This window comes from Microcella sp., from assembly GCF_025808395.1.
GTDB lineage: Bacteria > Actinomycetota > Actinomycetes > Actinomycetales > Microbacteriaceae > Microcella.
In genome coordinates, this window is record NZ_CP075524.1 from 1,110,865 (window position 1) to 1,128,068 (window position 17,204).

Sequence of the window (17,204 nt, forward strand, 5' to 3'; positions counted from 1 at the left end):
CAATGCAAACATTTCTTTGCAAGCACTTCTTTGCATGACTTTCTTTGCAAGAGAATCTTTGCACGATCAGCGTAGGCTGAAGCCATGTCGAACCCGTTCTTCGCCGCGAGCACCCTTCCCTACCAATTGCCGCCCTTCGCCGACATCGCCGATGAGCACTACGGCCCCGCGATCGAGCAGGGGATGGCCGAGCAGCTGCGAGAGATTCGGTCCATCACCCGACGCCGTGACATGCCGACCTTCGAGAACACCATGGTGCCGCTCGAGTCGAGCGGGCAGCTGCTCACCCGGGCCCTGCGCGTCTTCTACAACAAGGCCTCTGCCGACTCGAACGACGCGACGAACGCGCTCGAAGAAGAGCTCGCGCCGAAGCTCGCCGCGCACGATGACGCCATCAGGCTCGACTCGGCGCTCTACTGGCGCATCGATCAGCTGCACCAGCACCTCGACTCGCTCGAGCTCACCGCCGAGCAGCGCTACCTGGTCGAGCGGTGGCACCGCGAGATGACTCTCGCCGGCGCCGGGCTCGACGACGACCAAAAGAGGCGACTGAGCGAGCTCAACGCGAGACTCTCGACGCTCACCACCCGCTTCGAGAAGAACCTGCTCGCCGACACCAACGAGCTCGCCGTCGTCATCGACGACCCCGCCGAGCTCGACGGGCTCAGCGCCGGTGAGATCAGCGCTGCTGCTCAGGCCGCCACCGATCGCGGGCTCGACGGCAAGTATCTGGTCACGCTCGTGCTGCCGACGGGGCACCCGTGGCTCGAGAGCCTCACGAACCGCGAGGTGCGCGCGCGCATCATGGCCGCGTCTCGCGCACGCGGCAGTCGCGGCGGCGAGCACGACAACCGCGAGGTGCTGCTCGAGATCGTGCGCTTGCGCGCCGAACGGGCAACCCTGCTCGGCTTCGAGAACCACGCGGCGTTCGTCACCGCCGACCAGACGGCGAAGACTCCCGCCCGCGTCGCCGAGATGCTCGAGCGGCTCGCCCCCGCCGCTGCACGCAACGCCGCCGCCGAGCAGGCGAAGCTCGAAGCCCTCGCGGGCCATCCGATCGCGGCGCACGACTGGGCCTACTACAACGAGAAGGTGCGCAAGGCCGAGTTCGACGTCGACTTCGGCGAGCTGCGGCCCTACTTCGAAGCCGAGCGCGTGCTGCAGCAGGGCGTCTTCGCCGCCGCCACGAAGGTGTACGGCATCACCTTCCACGAGCGCGACGATCTCGTCGGCTACCACCCCGAGGTGCGCATCTTCGAGGTGCGCAATGACGACGGCACCGAGCTGGGGCTCTACCTGCTCGATCTCTACACCCGCGACAGCAAGCGCGGCGGCGCGTGGATGAATGAGCTCATCGGGCAGAACACGCTGCTCGAGCATCCGACGATCGTCGTCAACAATCTCAACGTGCCGAAGCCCGCCGCGGGCGAGCCGACGCTGCTGACCTACGACGAGGTCAACACGTTCTTCCACGAGTTCGGCCACGCGCTGCACGGCCTCTTCGCGCACGTCACCTACCCGCGGTTCACGGGCACGAACGTCTACCGCGACTTCGTCGAGTTTCCGAGCCAGGTGAACGAGATGTGGATGCTCTGGCCCGAGATCGTGGGCGACTACGCGGTGCACCACCTCACCGGCGAACCGATTCCGGCCGAGACGCTCGACAAGATCCGCGCCAGTCAGACCTGGGGTGAGGGCTTCGCGACGAGCGAGTACCTCGCCGCGGCCCTGCTCGACCAGGCCTGGCACACGCTCAGCCCCGAGCAGGCAGCAGCCGTGACGGATGTCGCCGCCTTCGAAGCCGAGGCGCTGCAGCGGGCGGGCCTCGACAACCCGGCCGTGCCCACGCGCTACTCGAGCACCTACTTCGCCCACACCTTCTCGGGCGGCTACGACGCCGGCTACTACAGCTACATCTGGAGCGAAGTGCTCGACGCCGACACCGTGCAGTGGTTCGAGCAGAACGGCGGGCTCACGCGCGCCAACGGCGACCGGTTTCGGCAGTACGTGCTGGGGTTGGGCGGCGCGGGCGACCCGCTCGACGCCTACCGCGAGTTCCGCGGGCGCGACGCGGTCATCGAGCCGCTGCTCGAGCGCCGCGGGCTCGTCGCCTGATCGCGCTCAGAACCACGTGCTCAGATACGGGGCGCGCGTGGGCCGCACGAGCGCAGCGAGTCGATCGGCCGCACCGGGTGACCCTTCGGTGAGCCGACCGCCGAGGCGCAGGGCGTCGATCGGCGTGCCGCCGAGCAGCAGTGCTCCGAGCGCTTCGACACCGAGGTCGATCACCGCAGCGTCGGGTGACGAGCCCCCGGCGGTCACGGTGGCGCGCCCCTCGGAGTCGGTGCTGAGCAGCCAGGTTCCGGCGGCGAACCCGAGGTCGTCGGCAACGCGCAGCACGACGCTGTCTGCGGCAGCGTATCGGCGCGCGGTCACAGCAGCCGGTACGTCGAGAATGCGCAACCACAGGTGATCGTGGCGCGCCGTCGTCTGCACGGCGCGAGGGTTCGACACGAGCCACGGCAAGGGCTCGTCGACGGGCCGCATCGACGCCTTCACGGTCGACACCAGGTCTTGGTCGAGCACGTAGTGCCACAGCGCCGCGTAGGCGTCGTCGGTCGCGGCGCTCAGATACTCGACGCGCAGCGAATGGTCGGAGAAATCGTTCGGGTTCTCGGTAACCGAGTAGAGCACGTAGCCCTGCGGCACACCCGCGGCGTCGTCGTAGCGCGCTGCCCGCAGCTTCGCCGCGTGCGAGGCCGTGCGTGCCGCGAGCGCGAACAGGCGATCGTACTGCTGCCGCTCGAGCGGCACCTCGCCTGCGATGCGCCTCTGCGCCCGTTCGGTGAGCTCGACAGCGAGCGGCCGCAGGTCGCGCGCGGTGACCCGGTGCACTCGGCCGTCGGGCAGGGGTGCGGTGAACCGCAGCCCCCGCGTGTCGATGCGGTAGTCGGCGGTGTACGCCGCGGGGCCGAAACCCCAGCGACCGTAGATGGTCGCCTCAGAGGCAGTGAGCATGGCCAGCGGGATGCCCGCCGCGTGGGCAGCGCGCAGCTCGCCCTCGAGCAGGGCGCGGGCGACGCCTCGACGCCGGTGGGTGGCGGCCACCGAGACGAGGCTGATGGCCCAGCCTTCGACTTCCAGCGATTCGCCCGCCCGGCTCTCACCGAGACGCAGCGGTGAACGCCACGACGCGACTGTCGCGATCGGGCTCTCGGCCTCTGCCGTCGTCGAATCCCACACGCCGATCACCCGTGAGGGGCCGACGCCGTCGCGGTACTGCGCCAGTTGCTCGTCGGTGAACGCGTCGAAGTGGAAGCCTCGGTAGACCGCCTGCAGCCAGCGGTCGAACGCGGCAGTGTCGGCCGGGTCGAGCTGTGCATAGCGCAGGCCCTCGGCCGCGAGCGCGGCGCGCGAGCCCTCGTCGAGCGGGAGAGCGTTCTGGGGGTCGGTCATGCACCCAGGGTATCGAGCACGCCCCTCAGTCAAGCCCCCGGCGCAGGGCGGCGATGGCTGCGGTGGCGGCATCCACCCCGTCGGCGGCGGCGCGCTGCTCGAGGGCGGCGGCGAGCTCGGAGGGCAGCGTGAGCGCGAGGTGCTCGGTGGGCGACGAGCCGACGGCAGCGGCATCCACCACCGCGACCGCCGGTGCGTCTTTCACGAAGATGGCCAGCACGGGAACGACCACGGTGCCGAGCACGTCGAGAATGCCGACGACCCCGAAGAGCCGCCAGTACCACTCTTCGTTGTCATACCCGGGAATCTCGCCCTCGCTGACGATCGGCAAGATGATCATGATCGCCACCGCGGCGATCATGACGAGCGTGACCATGAGCCCGATGCGGATCAGCAGGCGTCGGCGACCGGCGAGCAACAGCAGCAGGTTCGCGTGGGCGAAACTGACGGCGAGCACCCCCGCCGTCGCGAAGACCTTGAGCCAGTCTTCAGAGAAGGCGTCGTACCAGTCGCGCCAGATCAGCACCAGGCCGGTGATGAGCGCGAGCGCGCTCGCCGCAAGACCCACGAAGCCGACGATGCGCATCGCACGATCGGCGATCGCCAAGTGGCACAGCGCAGTGATGCTCGACGCCCCCATGAGCAGGGTGGTCAAGATGATCTTGCCCTGCGTGTCGCCGAAGTCGCCGCTCAGCAGCGCGATGATGCCGACGATCGCGGCGATCGAGAACGAGACGATGATGCCGTAGATGGCGCCCTTGCGGGCAGCGCCGATGGTGGAGTCTCGACGGTCGGCGGCGGTGCCCGTGCGAGCACCCTCTGGGTTGGTCATGAGCGAACTCCTCTGCTGGTGGGCTCGACCCTACTCTTCTGCGCCCGCTTCTGGCACCGGCGGGCCGACGACCGTGCGAGGCCGGGTGACGAGCATCACGAGCGCGCCCACGATGAGCCCCCAGAACGCGCTGCCGACTCCGAGCACCACCACGCCCGAGGCGACGACGATCAGCGTGACGGCCGCCGTCAACCGCGTCTCAGGCACCTCGAAGGCGCTCACGAGGCCCGTCGTGAAGGCTCCGAGCAGGGCGAGGCCCGCGACGGCGATGATGAGAATCGGCGGAGCAGCCGAGACCAGGGCCGTCGCGACCCCAGCGCCGAGCCCGAGCACGATGTAGGTGGCGCCGCCCGCCACGGGCGCGACCCAGCGCTTGGCCGGGTCGGGGTGCGAATCGGGGCCGGCCATGAGGGCCGCGGTGAGCGCGGCAAGGTTGAGGGCGTAGCCGCCGAAGGGCGCCGCGAGCACGGTTGCGGCACCGCTCGCGGCGAGCATGCGGCGGGCGGGCACGTTGCGGTAGCCGAGCGTCGCGAGCACGGCGAACCCGGGCACGTTCTGCCCCGCCATCGTGACGATGTAGAGCGGAACTCCGAGCGACACGATCACGAGCGGGTCGAGCTCGGGCATCGTGAGGGTGAAGCCGGGCGTGAGGGTCGCACCGAGCATCCACTCGCTACCGGCGCTCACGACCACGCCGACGATCGCGACGAGCATCGCGGCCGGCACCGCCCAGCGCGGCCACCAGCGCACGAGCAGCAGCCACACGATGATGACGGGCGCCGCGAGCAAAGGCTCTTCGATCACGGCCGTGACGGGCGCGATGCAGATGGGGAAGAGGATTCCGGCGAGCATCGCCCCCGCGAGGGGCATCGGGATGCGCGTCATCGCTCGACCGAGCCACGACCACAACCCGCTCACGACGATGAGCAGCCCGCACACAATGAATGCGCCGATCGCCGCGCCGTACGAGCCCGTCGAGCCGCCAGCCGCGACGAGCAGCGCGGCGCCCGGCGTCGACCACGCGAAGCTCAGGGGCAGCTTCGACTGCCACGACAGCAGCGCCGCGAGCAGCGCTTGCGCGATGCACAGCGCGAGCAGCCCGCTCGCCGCTTCGTCGGGGCTCGCTCCAACAGCGATGAGCCCCGCGATGACGATGGCGAACGAACTCGCGAACCCCGTGAGGGCGCCGATGACCCCGGCGATGATCGGCTGCAGCACCTGCTCAGCCTAAGCCTGAGTCACGACCTGAAGACGTCGCGCAGTGCGGCCCAGTCGGCGGCGCGCACGTAGACCGGCGCCTCGTGCCACGGCACCTCGGTGGTGTGGGTCGCGCCGCCCTCGACCTGCTCGCCGCTGAACGCGTGCACCCACTCCCCCACAGGCAGTGTCGCCGTGTGCGACGTCGCACCCTCGGTCGTCACCGGTGAGACGAGGATGCTGCGGCCGAGCATCCACTGCAGAGGCGCGCTCCACAGCCGCTCGTCGTCTGGCCAGTCGAAGAACAGCGGGCGCATGAGCGACGTGCCCCGCTCGATCGCCCACGCGCTCTCGGCCGAGAGATGGGGCACGAGCCGTTCGCGCAGGTGCACGACGCTGCGCACCGCAGGCAGCACCCGCTCGTCGCCCGTTCGCTCTGCGATGTTCCACGGCGTGCGATCACGGCTGGGCGAGCGGTGGTGGTTGAACTCGCTGTGGTACTGCATGATCGGCACGAACGCGGCCGCAGCCATCGAGCGCAGGTACAGCTCGGGCGTCGGAATCTCGCCGCTGAAGCCGGCGATATCCCACCCCCAGTAGAGCATGCCGCTCGCGGTGGCGTTGAGGCCGGCGAAGAGCGACCAGCGAAACGCCTCCCACGTGGAGTTCTCGTCACCCGCCCAGATGGCGCCGTGGGCCTGGGCTCCTGTGAACCCGGCGCGCGAGAAGGTCACGGGCGCCTTGCCGGCACGGCGCAGCAGATCGCCGTAGGCCTTCGCATAGGCGACCGGGAAGGTGTTGTTGGCCTCATCGCCACGGCGACCGTCGAGGTAGAGCAGCTCACGACCCCAAGCGTGCTCGCCGCCGTCGGTCTTGAAACCGTCGATGCCGAGCTCGTCGACGAGATAGCGCCGCTTCTCTGTCCACCATTCGGCCGCTCGCTCGTCGGTGAGATCGGGCATGAGCCCGAGCGGAAACCACCAGCCGCGGTTGCGATACGGCCGTGGCCGGCCGTCTGGCCCCGGTTCGCGGATGAGCACGCCCTCGCGCACCGCTGCCTCTGCGTCGTGGCGGGTCTGCCCCCGGGGGTGCGGTCGCATCTTGATGAGCGGAATCTGCCAGAGCAGCAGGGCGATGTCGCGCGCGTGCAGCTCGTCGACCATGCCCTTCGGGTCGGGCCACGCGCCCTCTGCCGGAAAGGTGAAGTCGGCCAGGCGCATCGGCCCGCCATCGACCCGCGGGGTGTACTGCGCGTCGCGCCAGATGTGGAAGGTGCTCTCGTCGCTCCACGCTTCGATGACGATGCTGCCCACGGGAATGTCATGCTCGCGATGCGCATCGGCCTGGCGCATGACCTCGGCTTGCGTGTTCCACTCGTTGCCACTCGCCCAGAGCCTCAGCACCCAGTCGGGCAGTTGCTCGGGCCTGCCGACCTCGGCGAGAAAGGCGTCGAGCACGTCGTGCGGGGTGCCGGTGTATGCGGCGACATCGAGCACCGCAGCCGCCGAGCTCGCTGCATCGATCTCGGCCTCGATGACCAACCGATCGGGGGCAGACGCGCCCACGTCGAACCAGACGCGGCGCGACGTGCGCACGTGAAAGCCCCAGCCGCGCCCGCCCACGACGTGCGCGAAGGGCATCGGCAGGTAGGTCTTGCGCTCGGCTCCCTGCGACTTGTACTGCTCGAAGACGACCGAATCGAGGGATGCTCCCCGGTGGTCGAGCGCGTCGAACCGTTCTCCGAAACCACTGACATGCTCGCCGGGCGCGAGCGCGAGTGCGAAGCGCACGCGCCGCAGACGCTCACCGTCATCGAGCACCTCGACGCTGCCCGCGATGAGACCGGCCGCAGCATCCACCGCCACCATGCCGTCGTCGACGCTGCGCCACGCTGCGACGCGCAGGTCGAACCAGCGCGTGCTCTGCGAGCGCGGCGCCGAGCTCGGGCCGCCCACGAAGCGGTAGCGGTAGGCGCGGTGCGGCTCGAGGTCGGTGAGGGTCACCGAGAACCCGCTCTGCGCCCGCGCGAGCCGCGCTTGCGCGCTCGCGAGGTGCCCGCCGTCGACAGTCTGCCCGCGTGAGCGGCGAGCCGCCCGCTCGAGCGCATGCTCGGTGACGGTCGAGGCGTCGTGCCACTGCAACCGCACCTCGTCGACACCCGCAGAGGCGCGAACGCCGAGCGTGAGCGGCGTGCCCGCGACCGGGTCGACGGGGTCACGCTGCTCGGTATCGATCGAATAGGGGTGCCCCGAGCCGAACGGTGTGTGCCGAATCATGCGCCGACCTTCCGCTCGAGCCTCGCCGCGGGCATCACGTCGAGCTCGACCGCGAGCCGCACGAACATGGCGTGGCTCCACAGTAGCGGCGTGGCCACCGGGCCCCAGCGCTCGATCCACTCGTCGCGCCTCGAGGCGTCGAGCAAGTGATCGGGCACCTGCTCGGGCATGAAGCCTTCGGCCGTCTCGGTGCCGGCCGCCCAGACCAGCAGCCGCATCGCGGCCTCGCGGTCGCCGGCCCGCGCGTGCGCGAGCCCCAGAAAGCAGCTCAGCAGCGGCCACTGACCGCCGCCGTAGAACGTGTCGAGCAGATAGCGGTGCACACCGCCATCGACGCTGAGGTCTGACTCGATGGCCCGGATGCTCGCGAGCCCGAGCGAGCTCGTGGCGTCGATGACACCGAGCGGGGCGATCACCGCGGCGAGCGAGCCGTCGAGAGCCGTCGAGCCCAGCCACTTGCTGAGGTGGCCGTCGTGGCTGCCGCGCTCGGCGATCAGCTGGCGGGCCTGCAGTGCGGCCTCGCGCGCGGCGGATTCGACGTCGGGTTGCAGCACCGCGGCATTCGCCGCCGCCTCGAGGCCGGCGATGACGCAGCCGAGCGTCGAGACGTGCACCTCTTCTCGATGCTCCTCCCACCAGTCGTAGCAGGGGCGTCGCCAGGTGGCGAGCAGGTAGTCGACGCTGAGACGGATGCCCTGCCGCCACCGAGCCACATCGAGACCGTGGCGGCTCGCGTGGGTGACGCAGGCCCACACCCAGGTGCCGTAGCCGTCAGTCTGGAAGTCCCACCAGTCGTCGTCACCCTCGCCTCCGTCGAACGTGAATCGGGTGGGCAGCATGCGGTCATCGGGCAACGGCGTGCCGGCGGCCTCGGCGGCAACGATCTCGGCCACGTGGTCGCGGCGCTGGTCGAGCATCCGATCGCACCAGTCGAAGAATCGCGACGCCGACTCGACGGCGCCCGCCGCCGACATGCCGTCGGCAATGAAGGCTCCGTCGCGAAACCAGCTGTAGCCCTGGTAGGCAGAGAAGGTGGGGCTGGCGGGGTATGCACCGTCGGCGTCTTGCAGGCTCTCGATGAGCGCCACGCTGCGCGCGGCGAGGTGGGCGAGTCGATCAAGGTCGCTCGAAGTGGTCGTGGTCATGCTCGTGAGCCCTCCGGGGCGTGGCCGGGGAGGGGTTCCGGCGACTCGCGCCGCCGGAACCCCGCCAGAGGATGGACGTGGATCAGCCGCCGATGACGGCGTTGATGCGCTCCTCGGCGCTCGCGAGGGCCTCTTCGACGGTCTTGCGACCGGCCTGGGCCTCGATGAGCTCTTCATTGATGATGTCTTGCATCTCTTGCTGACCGCGCTCGACGATCGGGGTGAGCGCGATGCTGTCGAGCGAGTCGAACACTGCCTGACGGTTGGCGGGCAGGTCTTTCGTCAGGTAGACGGCGAGCTGCGCCTCGTCGCTGATCGGCGGAAGCTCCCACCCCGAGTCGAGTCGCACGTCTACCATCGTCTGCGACGAGGTCAAGAACTCGGCGAACAGGGTTGCCGCTTCGATGTTCTCTGAGTTCGCCGACACACCGACCGCGTTCGAGAACACGGCGCTGGCCTGCTGCGTGTTGCCCGGCTCGACGGCGATGTCCCACCCGAACGGAACGTCGGCGACAGCGCCGAAGACCCAGATGCCGGTGTGCATCATGCCGAGCTTGCCGTCACGGAACAGGTTGGTGTCGAAGTCAGGAGTGCCCTGACCCTGCTCGATGGTCGGCATGACCGTGCCGCTCTTCTCGGTGAGCCACTTCGCCGCCTCGATGCCGCCCGGCGTGTTGAACGCCACCGAGGTGCCGTCTGCGCTCAAGAACGACTCGCCGTTCTGCTCGAGCACCTTGTAGAACTCGTAGAACGACACCGGCTGGTGGCTGCCCCAGACGTCGTCACCGAGTGCGGTGATCGCCTCGGCCGCTGCCTTCTCGTCTGCCCACGTCCAGTCAGACGTCGGGTAGTCGAGGCCCGCCTGGTCGAAGAGGTCGGCATTGTAGTAGAGCACGACGGCCGAGAACGAGCTGGGCAGGCCGTAGCTCACTCCACCCGACGAGTAGGCCTCGACGAGCGACTCGCGGTATGCACCCGGGTTCGAGATCTCGAGCGGTGCGAGAGCACCGGCCGCGACCAGCTGCGGAAAGAAGTCGTAGTTCGAGTCGACCACGTCGGCGATGTTGCCGGCCGCGAGGTCGGTCTGCAGCGCCGTGAAGTAGTCGCCGTACGGCAACGTCGTGACCTCGACCTTGATGGTCGGGTTCTCGGCCTCGAAGGCGTCGACGATCGTCTGAAGGTTGTCTTCGTTGCCTCCCGCCGAGATGAAGTTGCTGTAGGTGATGGTGACGGTGCCCTCGGTCTCGGCAGGCTCGGTCGAGCAGCCTCCGAGCACGAGAGCGGTGGCGGCGGCGATGCCGACCGCTGCGATGAGTGATTGCTTCATGTGAGTGCTATCTCCTTTGATATTTCGGTACCGGTGGTGCGGATCGTGATGGATGGGTGGGTTCTCGAGGGCTACTTGATCCCCGAGCTGGCGACGCCCTGAATGATGTACTTCTGGGCGAAGATGTAGAGCGCGAGCATGGGCAGCACGCTGATGACTGAGCCGGCCATGACGACGTCCCACGCCGTCGTGTACTGCCCTTGCAGGCCGGCGAGTGCGATCGGCAGCGTCTGCACCTCGGGCGATCGCAGCACGATGAGCGGCCAGAGAAAGCTGTTCCAGCTGCCCATGAACGCGAAGATCGTGAGCGTCGCCAGCGCTGGCTTGATGTTGGGCAGGATGATCGAGAAGAACACCCTGAAATGACCGGCGCCGTCGAGCGTTGCCGCCTCATCGAGTTCGCGCGGCACCTGATTGACGGCCTGCCGCAGCAGGAAGATGCCGAAGGCGCTCGCGAAGGTCGGCAGCAGGGCACCCAAGTAGGTGTTGAGCAGGCCGAAGGCCTTGAGCTGCGCGAACAGCGGCACCACGAGCACCTGCAGCGGAATCATCATGGTGGCGAGGTAGACCGCGAACACCACCCCGCGGCCGCGGAACGGCAGCCGGCTGAAGGCGTAGGCCGCCGTTGCGCTCGTGAACAGCTGCACGATCGTCGTGATGACGGCGAGCAGAAGGCTGTTCATGACCACTCGGGCGAACGGTCGCTCGGTGAACAGGGTCTCGTACGCCGCGAACGAGGGGTTCTCGGGCCAGAGCCTCGGGGTGATCGAGAACCCTGCTCCTGGCGTGATCGAGGTGATGAAGGTCCACAAGAACGGAAAGAACATCGCGGCAGCACCGGCGATGACGGCGATGTGCAGCACGACCCAGGCCGTGCGGCTCGTAGTGCGCTCACGCATAGTGCACCCACCGCCTCTGACCGATGATCTGCACGACGGTGACCGAGAGGATCACCGCGAAGAGCATCCACGACAGTGCGGCGGCCTCACCCGCCTGCCCGTAGCGGAAGGTCAGGTCGTAGATCTGCTGCACGACCACCTGGCTCGAGCCTGCAGGGCCTCCCCCGGTCATGGCGTATACCTGGTCGAAGACCTGGAAGCCGTTGATGAGCGAGATCACGACGACGAAGAAGGTGCTGGGGCTCAGCATCGGCAGCGTCACATGCCGGAATCGGGCCCAGGCGCCGGCGCCGTCGACCTTGGCGGCGTCGTAGAGGTCGGTGTTGATCGCCTGCAGACCTGCGAGCAGGATGACCATGACGAACCCGAGGTCTTTCCAGGCGCTCGCGAGAATGATCGACGGCATCGACCACGCCGGGTCTGTCCACCAGCCGGGGCCGTCGATGCCGACCCAGCCGAGCACGGTGTTGACCACGCCGTTGTTGGGGTTGAGCAGCCAACGCCAGACGATCGCGACCGCGATCCAGCTCGTGACGACGGGCAAGAAGTAGATGCCCCGCCAGAACGAGCGGCCCTTGAGCGCACGGTTCAGCGCGAGAGCGAGAATCAGCCCGCCCACGTACACGAGCGGCAGGTAGCCGACGATGTAGTACAGCGTGTTGCCGAATACTGCGCCCGTGCGCGGGTCTGCCAGCAGTTCGGCGAAGTTGTCGACGCCCACGAACTGCATCGGGGTGATGAGGTTCCAGTCATGAAGGCTGATCCACGCTGCCGACACCATCGGCACGAGCACGAACATCGCCAGCGGCACGGCGCTCGGCAGCAGGAAGGCCGCGACGGTGAGCGCATAGCGCCAGCCGCGAGACTTCTTCGGCCGCGCCGGCGTCGAGAGCGGCGCGCTCGGCGCGCGGTCGACGAGGCTCGTCTGCAGGGTCGAGACGCTCACGAGTCGCCTCCGTGCACGGCGGCCTGCGCCACCAGCCGCCGACGCACGAGGTCGCCCTGCTCACCGGCGATGCCTTCGGCGTCGAAGGGGGTGGCGAGCACGAGGGTTGCCGCACCCTGCGCCCAGCTGTCGTCTTGCCATGACTCGACGGCCACGGCGACTCCGCGCCGTGACGGGATCAGCGCGGCGCGCAGGGCCGGCTCGAAGCCGAACGACCAGAGCGGCCAATCGACCGTGCCCTCGCCGAGAATGATGATGATCTCGGGGTCGAGTACGTGCACGAGGCCCGCGAGCGTGCGGCCGAGCATGTGACCGGCTTCGCTGAAGATGGCACTCGCTGCAGCGTCGCCGTCGACTGCCGCACGACGAAGCGCCTCGATGCCCGAACCCGGCTCGATGACTCGGCGCTCGTGGGCGATGCGCACGAGCGCCTGCTCGCTGATGAAGGTCTCGAGACAGCCGCGATTGCCGCAGGTGCAGAGCGGCCCCTCTTCACGCACCGGAATGTGGCCGATCTCGCCGGCCGCGCCGCGCGAGCCGCGCATGATGGCGCCGTCGATGACGACGGCCGCGCCGACGCCCGTGCCGATCGTCACGACGAGAAAGGTCTCGTGCCGACGACCGAGACCGTAGAGCCGCTCAGCCATGGCGACGGCGTTGACGTTGTTCTCGACGAGCACGGGCAGACCCAGCTCTCGGCGCAGCGTCGCCCCGATGGGCGCGTTGGTCCAGCCCAACTGGGTGGAGTTGACGATGCCCGTGCCTTGAGCATCCACTTCGCCCGGTACGCCGACTCCGACGCCGAGAAGGGGCGCATCTGAGCCGCCCGCGATGAACTGGCGCAGTCGGTCGGCGAGCGCGGCGAGCATCGTGGTGGCCGCAGCGTCGAAAGGCTCGCTCGCGGTGCGCAGCACCGTGCCGTCGATGCCGACCTCGACGAAGGCCACGTGATCGGCGGCGACTTTGACGCCGACCGCCCTGCCGGCGCTCGAGACCAGGCCGAGCATGCGGGCGGGCCGACCGCCCTGGCTGGGCTGGTGGGCGAGTTCACGGATGAGGCCGTCGGCGATGAGGTCTTTCGTGAGCTGCGTCATGAGGGCCGGCGAGAGTGCCAGCGATCGGGCGAGATCGGCGCGCGATGCCGGGCCGTGCGCACCCAGGTGGGCGAGAATCGCCGACCGGTTCACATCGGTTCGTGCTGTGGGGCGGAGCGCCATTGGTAACCCTTACTTCAGAACTAAAGAAACCATAGAATGAAGACGCGAAGCATGTCAAGCATGTCGCGCGAACCCATCCCCCGACTGCACAGGAGCACTCGATGCCACCCACCGTTCTCGACCGATTCGAGCGCTACCTGGCCGCTGTCGTCGAGCGACTCGCAGCCGACCCCCGAGTGCTCGGCGTGGTCGCCATGGGCTCGACGGCCGAGCGCGAACGCGTCGACGAGTACAGCGATCACGACATCGCCATCGTCACCCTGCCCGGGCACCAAGACGCACTGCGCCGAGAGCGCTCATGGCTGCCCGATGCCGAGCACCTCGTGCTCGACGTCGTCGAATGGCACGGCGGCGGCAAGCTCGTGTTCGACGACGGCCGAGTCGTCGAGTTCGGGGTGGCCACACCCGACGAGCTGGCCCGCTGGTCTGTGCACCACCACGACGTGCTGCTCGATCGCGGCGGCGTCGCCGAGGCAGTGGCTCGCGCAGTGGCGCAGTCGCCGCGAAACGCCGACGCCGATCTCGCCACCACTCTGCGCATCGTCGTCGCCCACACACACATCGCTGCAGGAAAAGCGGCACGGGGCGAACTGCTCGCCGCCAGTGCGTCGCTGCGGGGCGACGCGGTCACCGCGCTGCTCACCGCCCTCGCGGTCATCTCACCGAAGGATGCCCGCGCCGACTCTCTCGACCCTCGACGCCGCGTCGAGCGCACGCACCCCGAGGTCGCGGCCGCCCTCGCCGAGGCGATGCGCAGCGACGAGCTGACTCTCGCCCCGCGGCTGCTCGGCCTGGTCGAGCAGCTTTTCGGCGACCGCCCGGAGTATCCGGGCGCCGCGGTCGACGCCGTGCGCGCCCGCCACGGGTGGCCTGCGCGCGCCGACTAGCCTGCGCTTCGGTACCAGTGGCGCACGTGCTGCCGGTCGTGTCTGGCCTGCCAGAACTCCACTTCGGTGGGGCGCAGTGCCCAGGCGGCCCAGTCGGGGTTGTGCGGTTCGGTCACCGCCGGGCGTGCGGCCCAATCGGCAGCCGCGACGTCACTGGCGAGCTCTTCGACCTCTCCCGTGACACGCACCTGCCGCCCCAGTTCGGGCCAGTAGAAGGTGAGCGCTGCGCTCGGGTTCGCCGCGAGGTCGATGCCCTTGCGGGTCGACCGGGCTCCGGCGAAGACCCACTGGCCGTCGACGAGGTCTTTCAGAATGAGCGTGCGAGCTGTCACGTGCCCGGTCGGCCCCGCGGTCGACAGCGTGCACACATGCGGGTGTGCGACACCGCGCGCGATCGCGTCGTCGAGCCACTGCAGAAAGAGCTCATCGGCCCGTGCGGGGGCCGTCGTCGGGTCGAAGGTCGGCAGGGTGTCGGCGAACGCGGGCAGCGCCCGCAACCGGTCGCGCAGCGTGTCGCTCATGCGGTCAGGGTAGCCCGGTCAGGTGCGAATCGGCACCCGAACATCAGCGCCGCCCTCATGGGTGAAGCGCTGCCGCATGCGAACGACCCCGTTCTCACTCGAGAATCCCCCGACGAGCAGCGCCTGCCCCTGCGTGAACTGCGATGCGAGCGCCAACTGCTCACGCGGCACGAACCCGAAGACCGACGCCAACTCGTCGAGGTCGGTCGGTGACGTCATCTTCATGACACCCAGGTTGTCGCACTGCGAGATCACTCCCGGGTGCACCTTCGACGGCCGCTGGGTCGAGAGCAGCATCCACAGACCGTACTTGCGACCCTCGGCCGCGATCTGAATGATGCGCTCTCGCACCGCGACCGCCAGCGTGCCGGTGAGGTCGGGCGAGCACACGTTGTGCGCCTCATCGATGACGAGCAGCACGGGTCGGCGCTCTTCACGTCGACTCCAGAGGTCGTCGAGCACTGAGAGCACGAGCGTGAGCGACTCTTCGGCGTGCGCGAACCCGCCGATGTCGAGCACCGTCGCATCGGGGCGCTGCTCGATGATCTCGCTGGCGGGCGGGTTGCCCCCCGACCAGACCTGCCAGTCGAGCACCCCGAGGTTCTCGGTGCGCTGGGCGATGCCACGCTGCCCCGGGTCGATGGAGTCGCTGAGCTCTGCGACCAGCGCACGGGTGTCTGCGGTGGCACCCGTCTCACTCAGGTGCAGGAAGGCGTTGTACTCGATGCGGTCGATGATCGGGTCGAGGCGCAGCACCGCGGCCTTCGACTGCGGCAGCATCGTCGCGAAGCGTGCATGCAGCGGGTCCCCGCGCAGGTGCGAAGGCCTCAGCACGCGAATGTCGCGCGACGAGAGCTCTGCGGCGACATTCGCGTCGACACCGTCCCGCGTCTCACCGAGTCGCACGAAGTCGGCGTTCGGGTCGATGATGACGAGCGGCAGCTCGGTTCTCAGCAGCAGCTCTTCGAGCACTACTCCCAGCGCATAGGTCTTGCCTGAGCCGCTCTGACCGCACCAGAAGGTGTGACGGTTGAACCTCTCGGGGCGCAGGGTTGCCCGTTGATCTGTGCCGTCGAGTTCTCCGACGTGCAAGAGCGCGTCAGCCACCGCGGCGCGGCTTCACCCTAGGCAGACTTCTCGCGGCGCTGTGCGGCGCGTCGAGGCACGATCGTGGGCGCCGCGTTCTCGATGACGGCGTCGCGCGTGACGACGATGCGCTCGACGTCGTCGTTCGAGGGCACTTCGAACATGATCGGCCCGAGCACCTCTTCGAGGATCGCCCGCAGGCCGCGCGCGCCGGTCTGGCGCAGCACGGCGAGGTCGGCGATCGCATCGAGTGCGTCTTTCTCGAACTCGAGCTCGACGCCGTCGATCTCGAACATGCGCTGATACTGGCGCACGAGAGCGTTTCTCGGTGTCGTGAGAATGTCGATGAGCGCGTCACGGTCGAGCGGGCTCACCGTCGTGACGACGGGCAGCCTGCCGATGAATTCGGGAATCAAGCCAAACTTGTGCAGATCTTCGGGCAGCACCTCGCTGAAGAGGTTCAGCTCGTTGGCCTTGTCGTGCAGCGGCGCACCGAAGCCGATGCCGCGCTTGCCCGCTCGCTGGCTGATGATGTCTTCGAGACCGGCGAACGCACCCGCCACGATGAAGAGCACGTTGGTCGTGTCGATCTGGATGAACTCTTGATGAGGGTGCTTGCGCCCGCCCTGCGGGGGAACACTCGCGACGGTTCCTTCAAGAATCTTCAGCAGCGCCTGCTGCACGCCCTCGCCTGAGACATCGCGCGTGATCGAGGGGTTCTCGGCCTTGCGCGCGATCTTGTCGACCTCGTCGATGTAGATGATGCCCGTCTCGGCGCGCTTGACGTCGTAGTCGGCCGCCTGGATGAGCTTGAGCAGAATGTTCTCGACGTCTTCTCCGACGTATCCGGCCTCGGTCAGCGCCGTCGCGTCTGCCACCGCGAATGGCACGTTGAGTCGCTTGGCGAGGGTCTGGGCCAGATAGGTCTTGCCGCAACCGGTCGGGCCGATGAGCAGAATGTTGCTCTTGGCGATCTCGACATCGTCGGCGAGCTGGTCGGCCGCGGTGATGGTCGCTCGAGCACGAATGCGCTTGTAGTGGTTGTAGACGGCCACCGAGAGCGACTTCTTCGCCGCCTCCTGACCGATGACGTACTCCTCGAGGAAGGCGTAGATCTCTTTCGGCTTCGGCAGGTCGAACTCGGCGACTTCGGCCTCACCCGATTCTGCGAGCCGTTCTTCGATGATCTCGTTGCACAACTCGACGCATTCGTCGCAGATGTACACGCCGGGGCCGGCGATGAGCTGCTGAACCTGCTTCTGGCTCTTTCCGCAGAACGAGCACTTGAGCAGGTCGGCGCTTTCTCCGATGCGAGCCATTGCCTCACCCCTCACTCACGAGCCAGCATCTACATCGCACTGACCCTGCACCGAGCCTAACCCGGTCATGCGACGTTCGTGGCGCACTGCGCACCG

The 17,204-nt window shown here is 68.3% G+C and carries 14 protein-coding genes; 2 read left to right on the forward strand and 12 right to left on the reverse strand.

Going from position 1 to position 17,204, the window contains the following annotated elements; genetic code table 11:
• The first annotated feature begins 84 nt into the window (after nt 1-84).
• Nucleotides 85-2,115: a M3 family metallopeptidase gene (locus tag KIT89_RS05490; RefSeq protein WP_297603621.1), complete on the forward strand. Its 2,031-nt coding sequence runs from the start codon at nt 85-87 to the stop codon at nt 2,113-2,115.
• A gap of 6 nt (nt 2,116-2,121) precedes the next feature.
• Here KIT89_RS05490 and KIT89_RS05495 read toward each other — a convergent pair whose 3' ends face one another.
• The 9 genes from KIT89_RS05495 to KIT89_RS05535 form a co-directional block, all read right to left on the reverse strand.
• Nucleotides 2,122-3,456, reverse strand: coding sequence for a GNAT family N-acetyltransferase (locus KIT89_RS05495; protein ID WP_297603622.1), 1,335 nt, complete (start codon nt 3,454-3,456; stop codon nt 2,122-2,124).
• A gap of 25 nt (nt 3,457-3,481) precedes the next feature.
• Nucleotides 3,482-4,288, reverse strand: a complete 807-nt coding sequence (locus tag KIT89_RS05500; RefSeq protein WP_297603623.1) for a hypothetical protein — start codon at nt 4,286-4,288, stop codon at nt 3,482-3,484.
• 30 nt (nt 4,289-4,318) lie between these two features.
• Nucleotides 4,319-5,506 (reverse strand): benzoate/H(+) symporter BenE family transporter, encoded by a 1,188-nt coding sequence (locus KIT89_RS05505; protein ID WP_297603624.1) that lies wholly within the window; start codon nt 5,504-5,506, stop codon nt 4,319-4,321.
• Between the two features lie 20 nt (nt 5,507-5,526).
• Nucleotides 5,527-7,761, reverse strand: coding sequence for a TIM-barrel domain-containing protein (locus KIT89_RS05510; RefSeq protein ID WP_297603625.1), 2,235 nt, complete (start codon nt 7,759-7,761; stop codon nt 5,527-5,529).
• On the reverse strand, nt 7,758-8,906 hold the full coding sequence (locus KIT89_RS05515) for a glycoside hydrolase family 15 protein (RefSeq protein WP_297603626.1): 1,149 nt from the start codon (nt 8,904-8,906) through the stop codon (nt 7,758-7,760). Before KIT89_RS05515 ends, KIT89_RS05510 begins: the two co-directional genes overlap by 4 nt.
• 82 nt (nt 8,907-8,988) lie before the next feature.
• Nucleotides 8,989-10,233, reverse strand: coding sequence for a sugar ABC transporter substrate-binding protein (locus tag KIT89_RS05520; RefSeq protein WP_297603627.1), 1,245 nt, complete (start codon nt 10,231-10,233; stop codon nt 8,989-8,991).
• A 71-nt stretch (nt 10,234-10,304) separates the two neighbouring features.
• A complete protein-coding gene (locus tag KIT89_RS05525) occupies nt 10,305-11,132 on the reverse strand; it encodes a carbohydrate ABC transporter permease (RefSeq protein WP_297603628.1) in 828 nt (275 codons plus the stop codon).
• The gene (locus KIT89_RS05530; protein WP_297603629.1) at nt 11,125-12,078 is read right to left on the reverse strand and encodes a carbohydrate ABC transporter permease; all 954 of its coding nucleotides are present in this window, start codon (nt 12,076-12,078) and stop codon (nt 11,125-11,127) included. The genes KIT89_RS05525 and KIT89_RS05530 overlap by 8 nt, the downstream gene beginning before the upstream one ends.
• On the reverse strand, nt 12,075-13,295 hold the full coding sequence (locus tag KIT89_RS05535) for an ROK family transcriptional regulator (protein ID WP_297603630.1): 1,221 nt from the start codon (nt 13,293-13,295) through the stop codon (nt 12,075-12,077). The genes KIT89_RS05530 and KIT89_RS05535 overlap by 4 nt, the downstream gene beginning before the upstream one ends.
• 101 nt (nt 13,296-13,396) lie before the next feature.
• On the opposite strand from KIT89_RS05535, the gene KIT89_RS05540 reads away from it, so the two are divergent.
• Entirely contained in the window at nt 13,397-14,182 is a 786-nt protein-coding gene (locus KIT89_RS05540) for a hypothetical protein (protein ID WP_297603631.1), read from the forward strand.
• Here the strand turns inward: KIT89_RS05540 and KIT89_RS05545 are convergent.
• From KIT89_RS05545 to clpX, 3 genes are read right to left on the reverse strand one after another with little or no spacing between them, the layout of a single operon-like run.
• Entirely contained in the window at nt 14,179-14,703 is a 525-nt protein-coding gene (locus KIT89_RS05545) for a pyridoxamine 5'-phosphate oxidase family protein (protein ID WP_297603632.1), read from the reverse strand. The genes KIT89_RS05540 and KIT89_RS05545 overlap by 4 nt on opposite strands.
• Before the next feature lie 18 nt (nt 14,704-14,721).
• Entirely contained in the window at nt 14,722-15,810 is a 1,089-nt protein-coding gene (locus KIT89_RS05550) for a DUF87 domain-containing protein (RefSeq protein WP_297603633.1), read from the reverse strand.
• A 17-nt stretch (nt 15,811-15,827) separates the two neighbouring features.
• Nucleotides 15,828-17,108, reverse strand: coding sequence for an ATP-dependent Clp protease ATP-binding subunit ClpX (gene clpX, locus KIT89_RS05555; protein WP_297603634.1), 1,281 nt, complete (start codon nt 17,106-17,108; stop codon nt 15,828-15,830).
• Between the last annotated feature and the right edge of the window lie 96 nt (nt 17,109-17,204).

Excerpts from the sequence above, each read along its gene's own strand:
- KIT89_RS05490 (WP_297603621.1), top strand. The coding sequence starts at position 85 with ATGTCGAACCCGTTCTTCGCCGCGAGCACCCTTCCCTACCAATTGCCG.
- KIT89_RS05495 (WP_297603622.1), bottom strand. The coding sequence starts at position 3,456 with ATGACCGACCCCCAGAACGCTCTCCCGCTCGACGAGGGCTCGCGCGCC.
- KIT89_RS05500 (WP_297603623.1), bottom strand. The coding sequence starts at position 4,288 with ATGACCAACCCAGAGGGTGCTCGCACGGGCACCGCCGCCGACCGTCGA.
- KIT89_RS05510 (WP_297603625.1), bottom strand. The coding sequence starts at position 7,761 with ATGATTCGGCACACACCGTTCGGCTCGGGGCACCCCTATTCGATCGAT.
- KIT89_RS05515 (WP_297603626.1), bottom strand. The coding sequence starts at position 8,906 with ATGACCACGACCACTTCGAGCGACCTTGATCGACTCGCCCACCTCGCC.
- KIT89_RS05520 (WP_297603627.1), bottom strand. The coding sequence starts at position 10,233 with ATGAAGCAATCACTCATCGCAGCGGTCGGCATCGCCGCCGCCACCGCT.
- KIT89_RS05525 (WP_297603628.1), bottom strand. The coding sequence starts at position 11,132 with ATGCGTGAGCGCACTACGAGCCGCACGGCCTGGGTCGTGCTGCACATC.
- KIT89_RS05535 (WP_297603630.1), bottom strand. The coding sequence starts at position 13,295 with ATGGCGCTCCGCCCCACAGCACGAACCGATGTGAACCGGTCGGCGATT.
- KIT89_RS05540 (WP_297603631.1), top strand. The coding sequence starts at position 13,397 with ATGCCACCCACCGTTCTCGACCGATTCGAGCGCTACCTGGCCGCTGTC.
- KIT89_RS05545 (WP_297603632.1), bottom strand. The coding sequence starts at position 14,703 with ATGAGCGACACGCTGCGCGACCGGTTGCGGGCGCTGCCCGCGTTCGCC.
- clpX (WP_297603634.1), bottom strand. The coding sequence starts at position 17,108 with ATGGCTCGCATCGGAGAAAGCGCCGACCTGCTCAAGTGCTCGTTCTGC.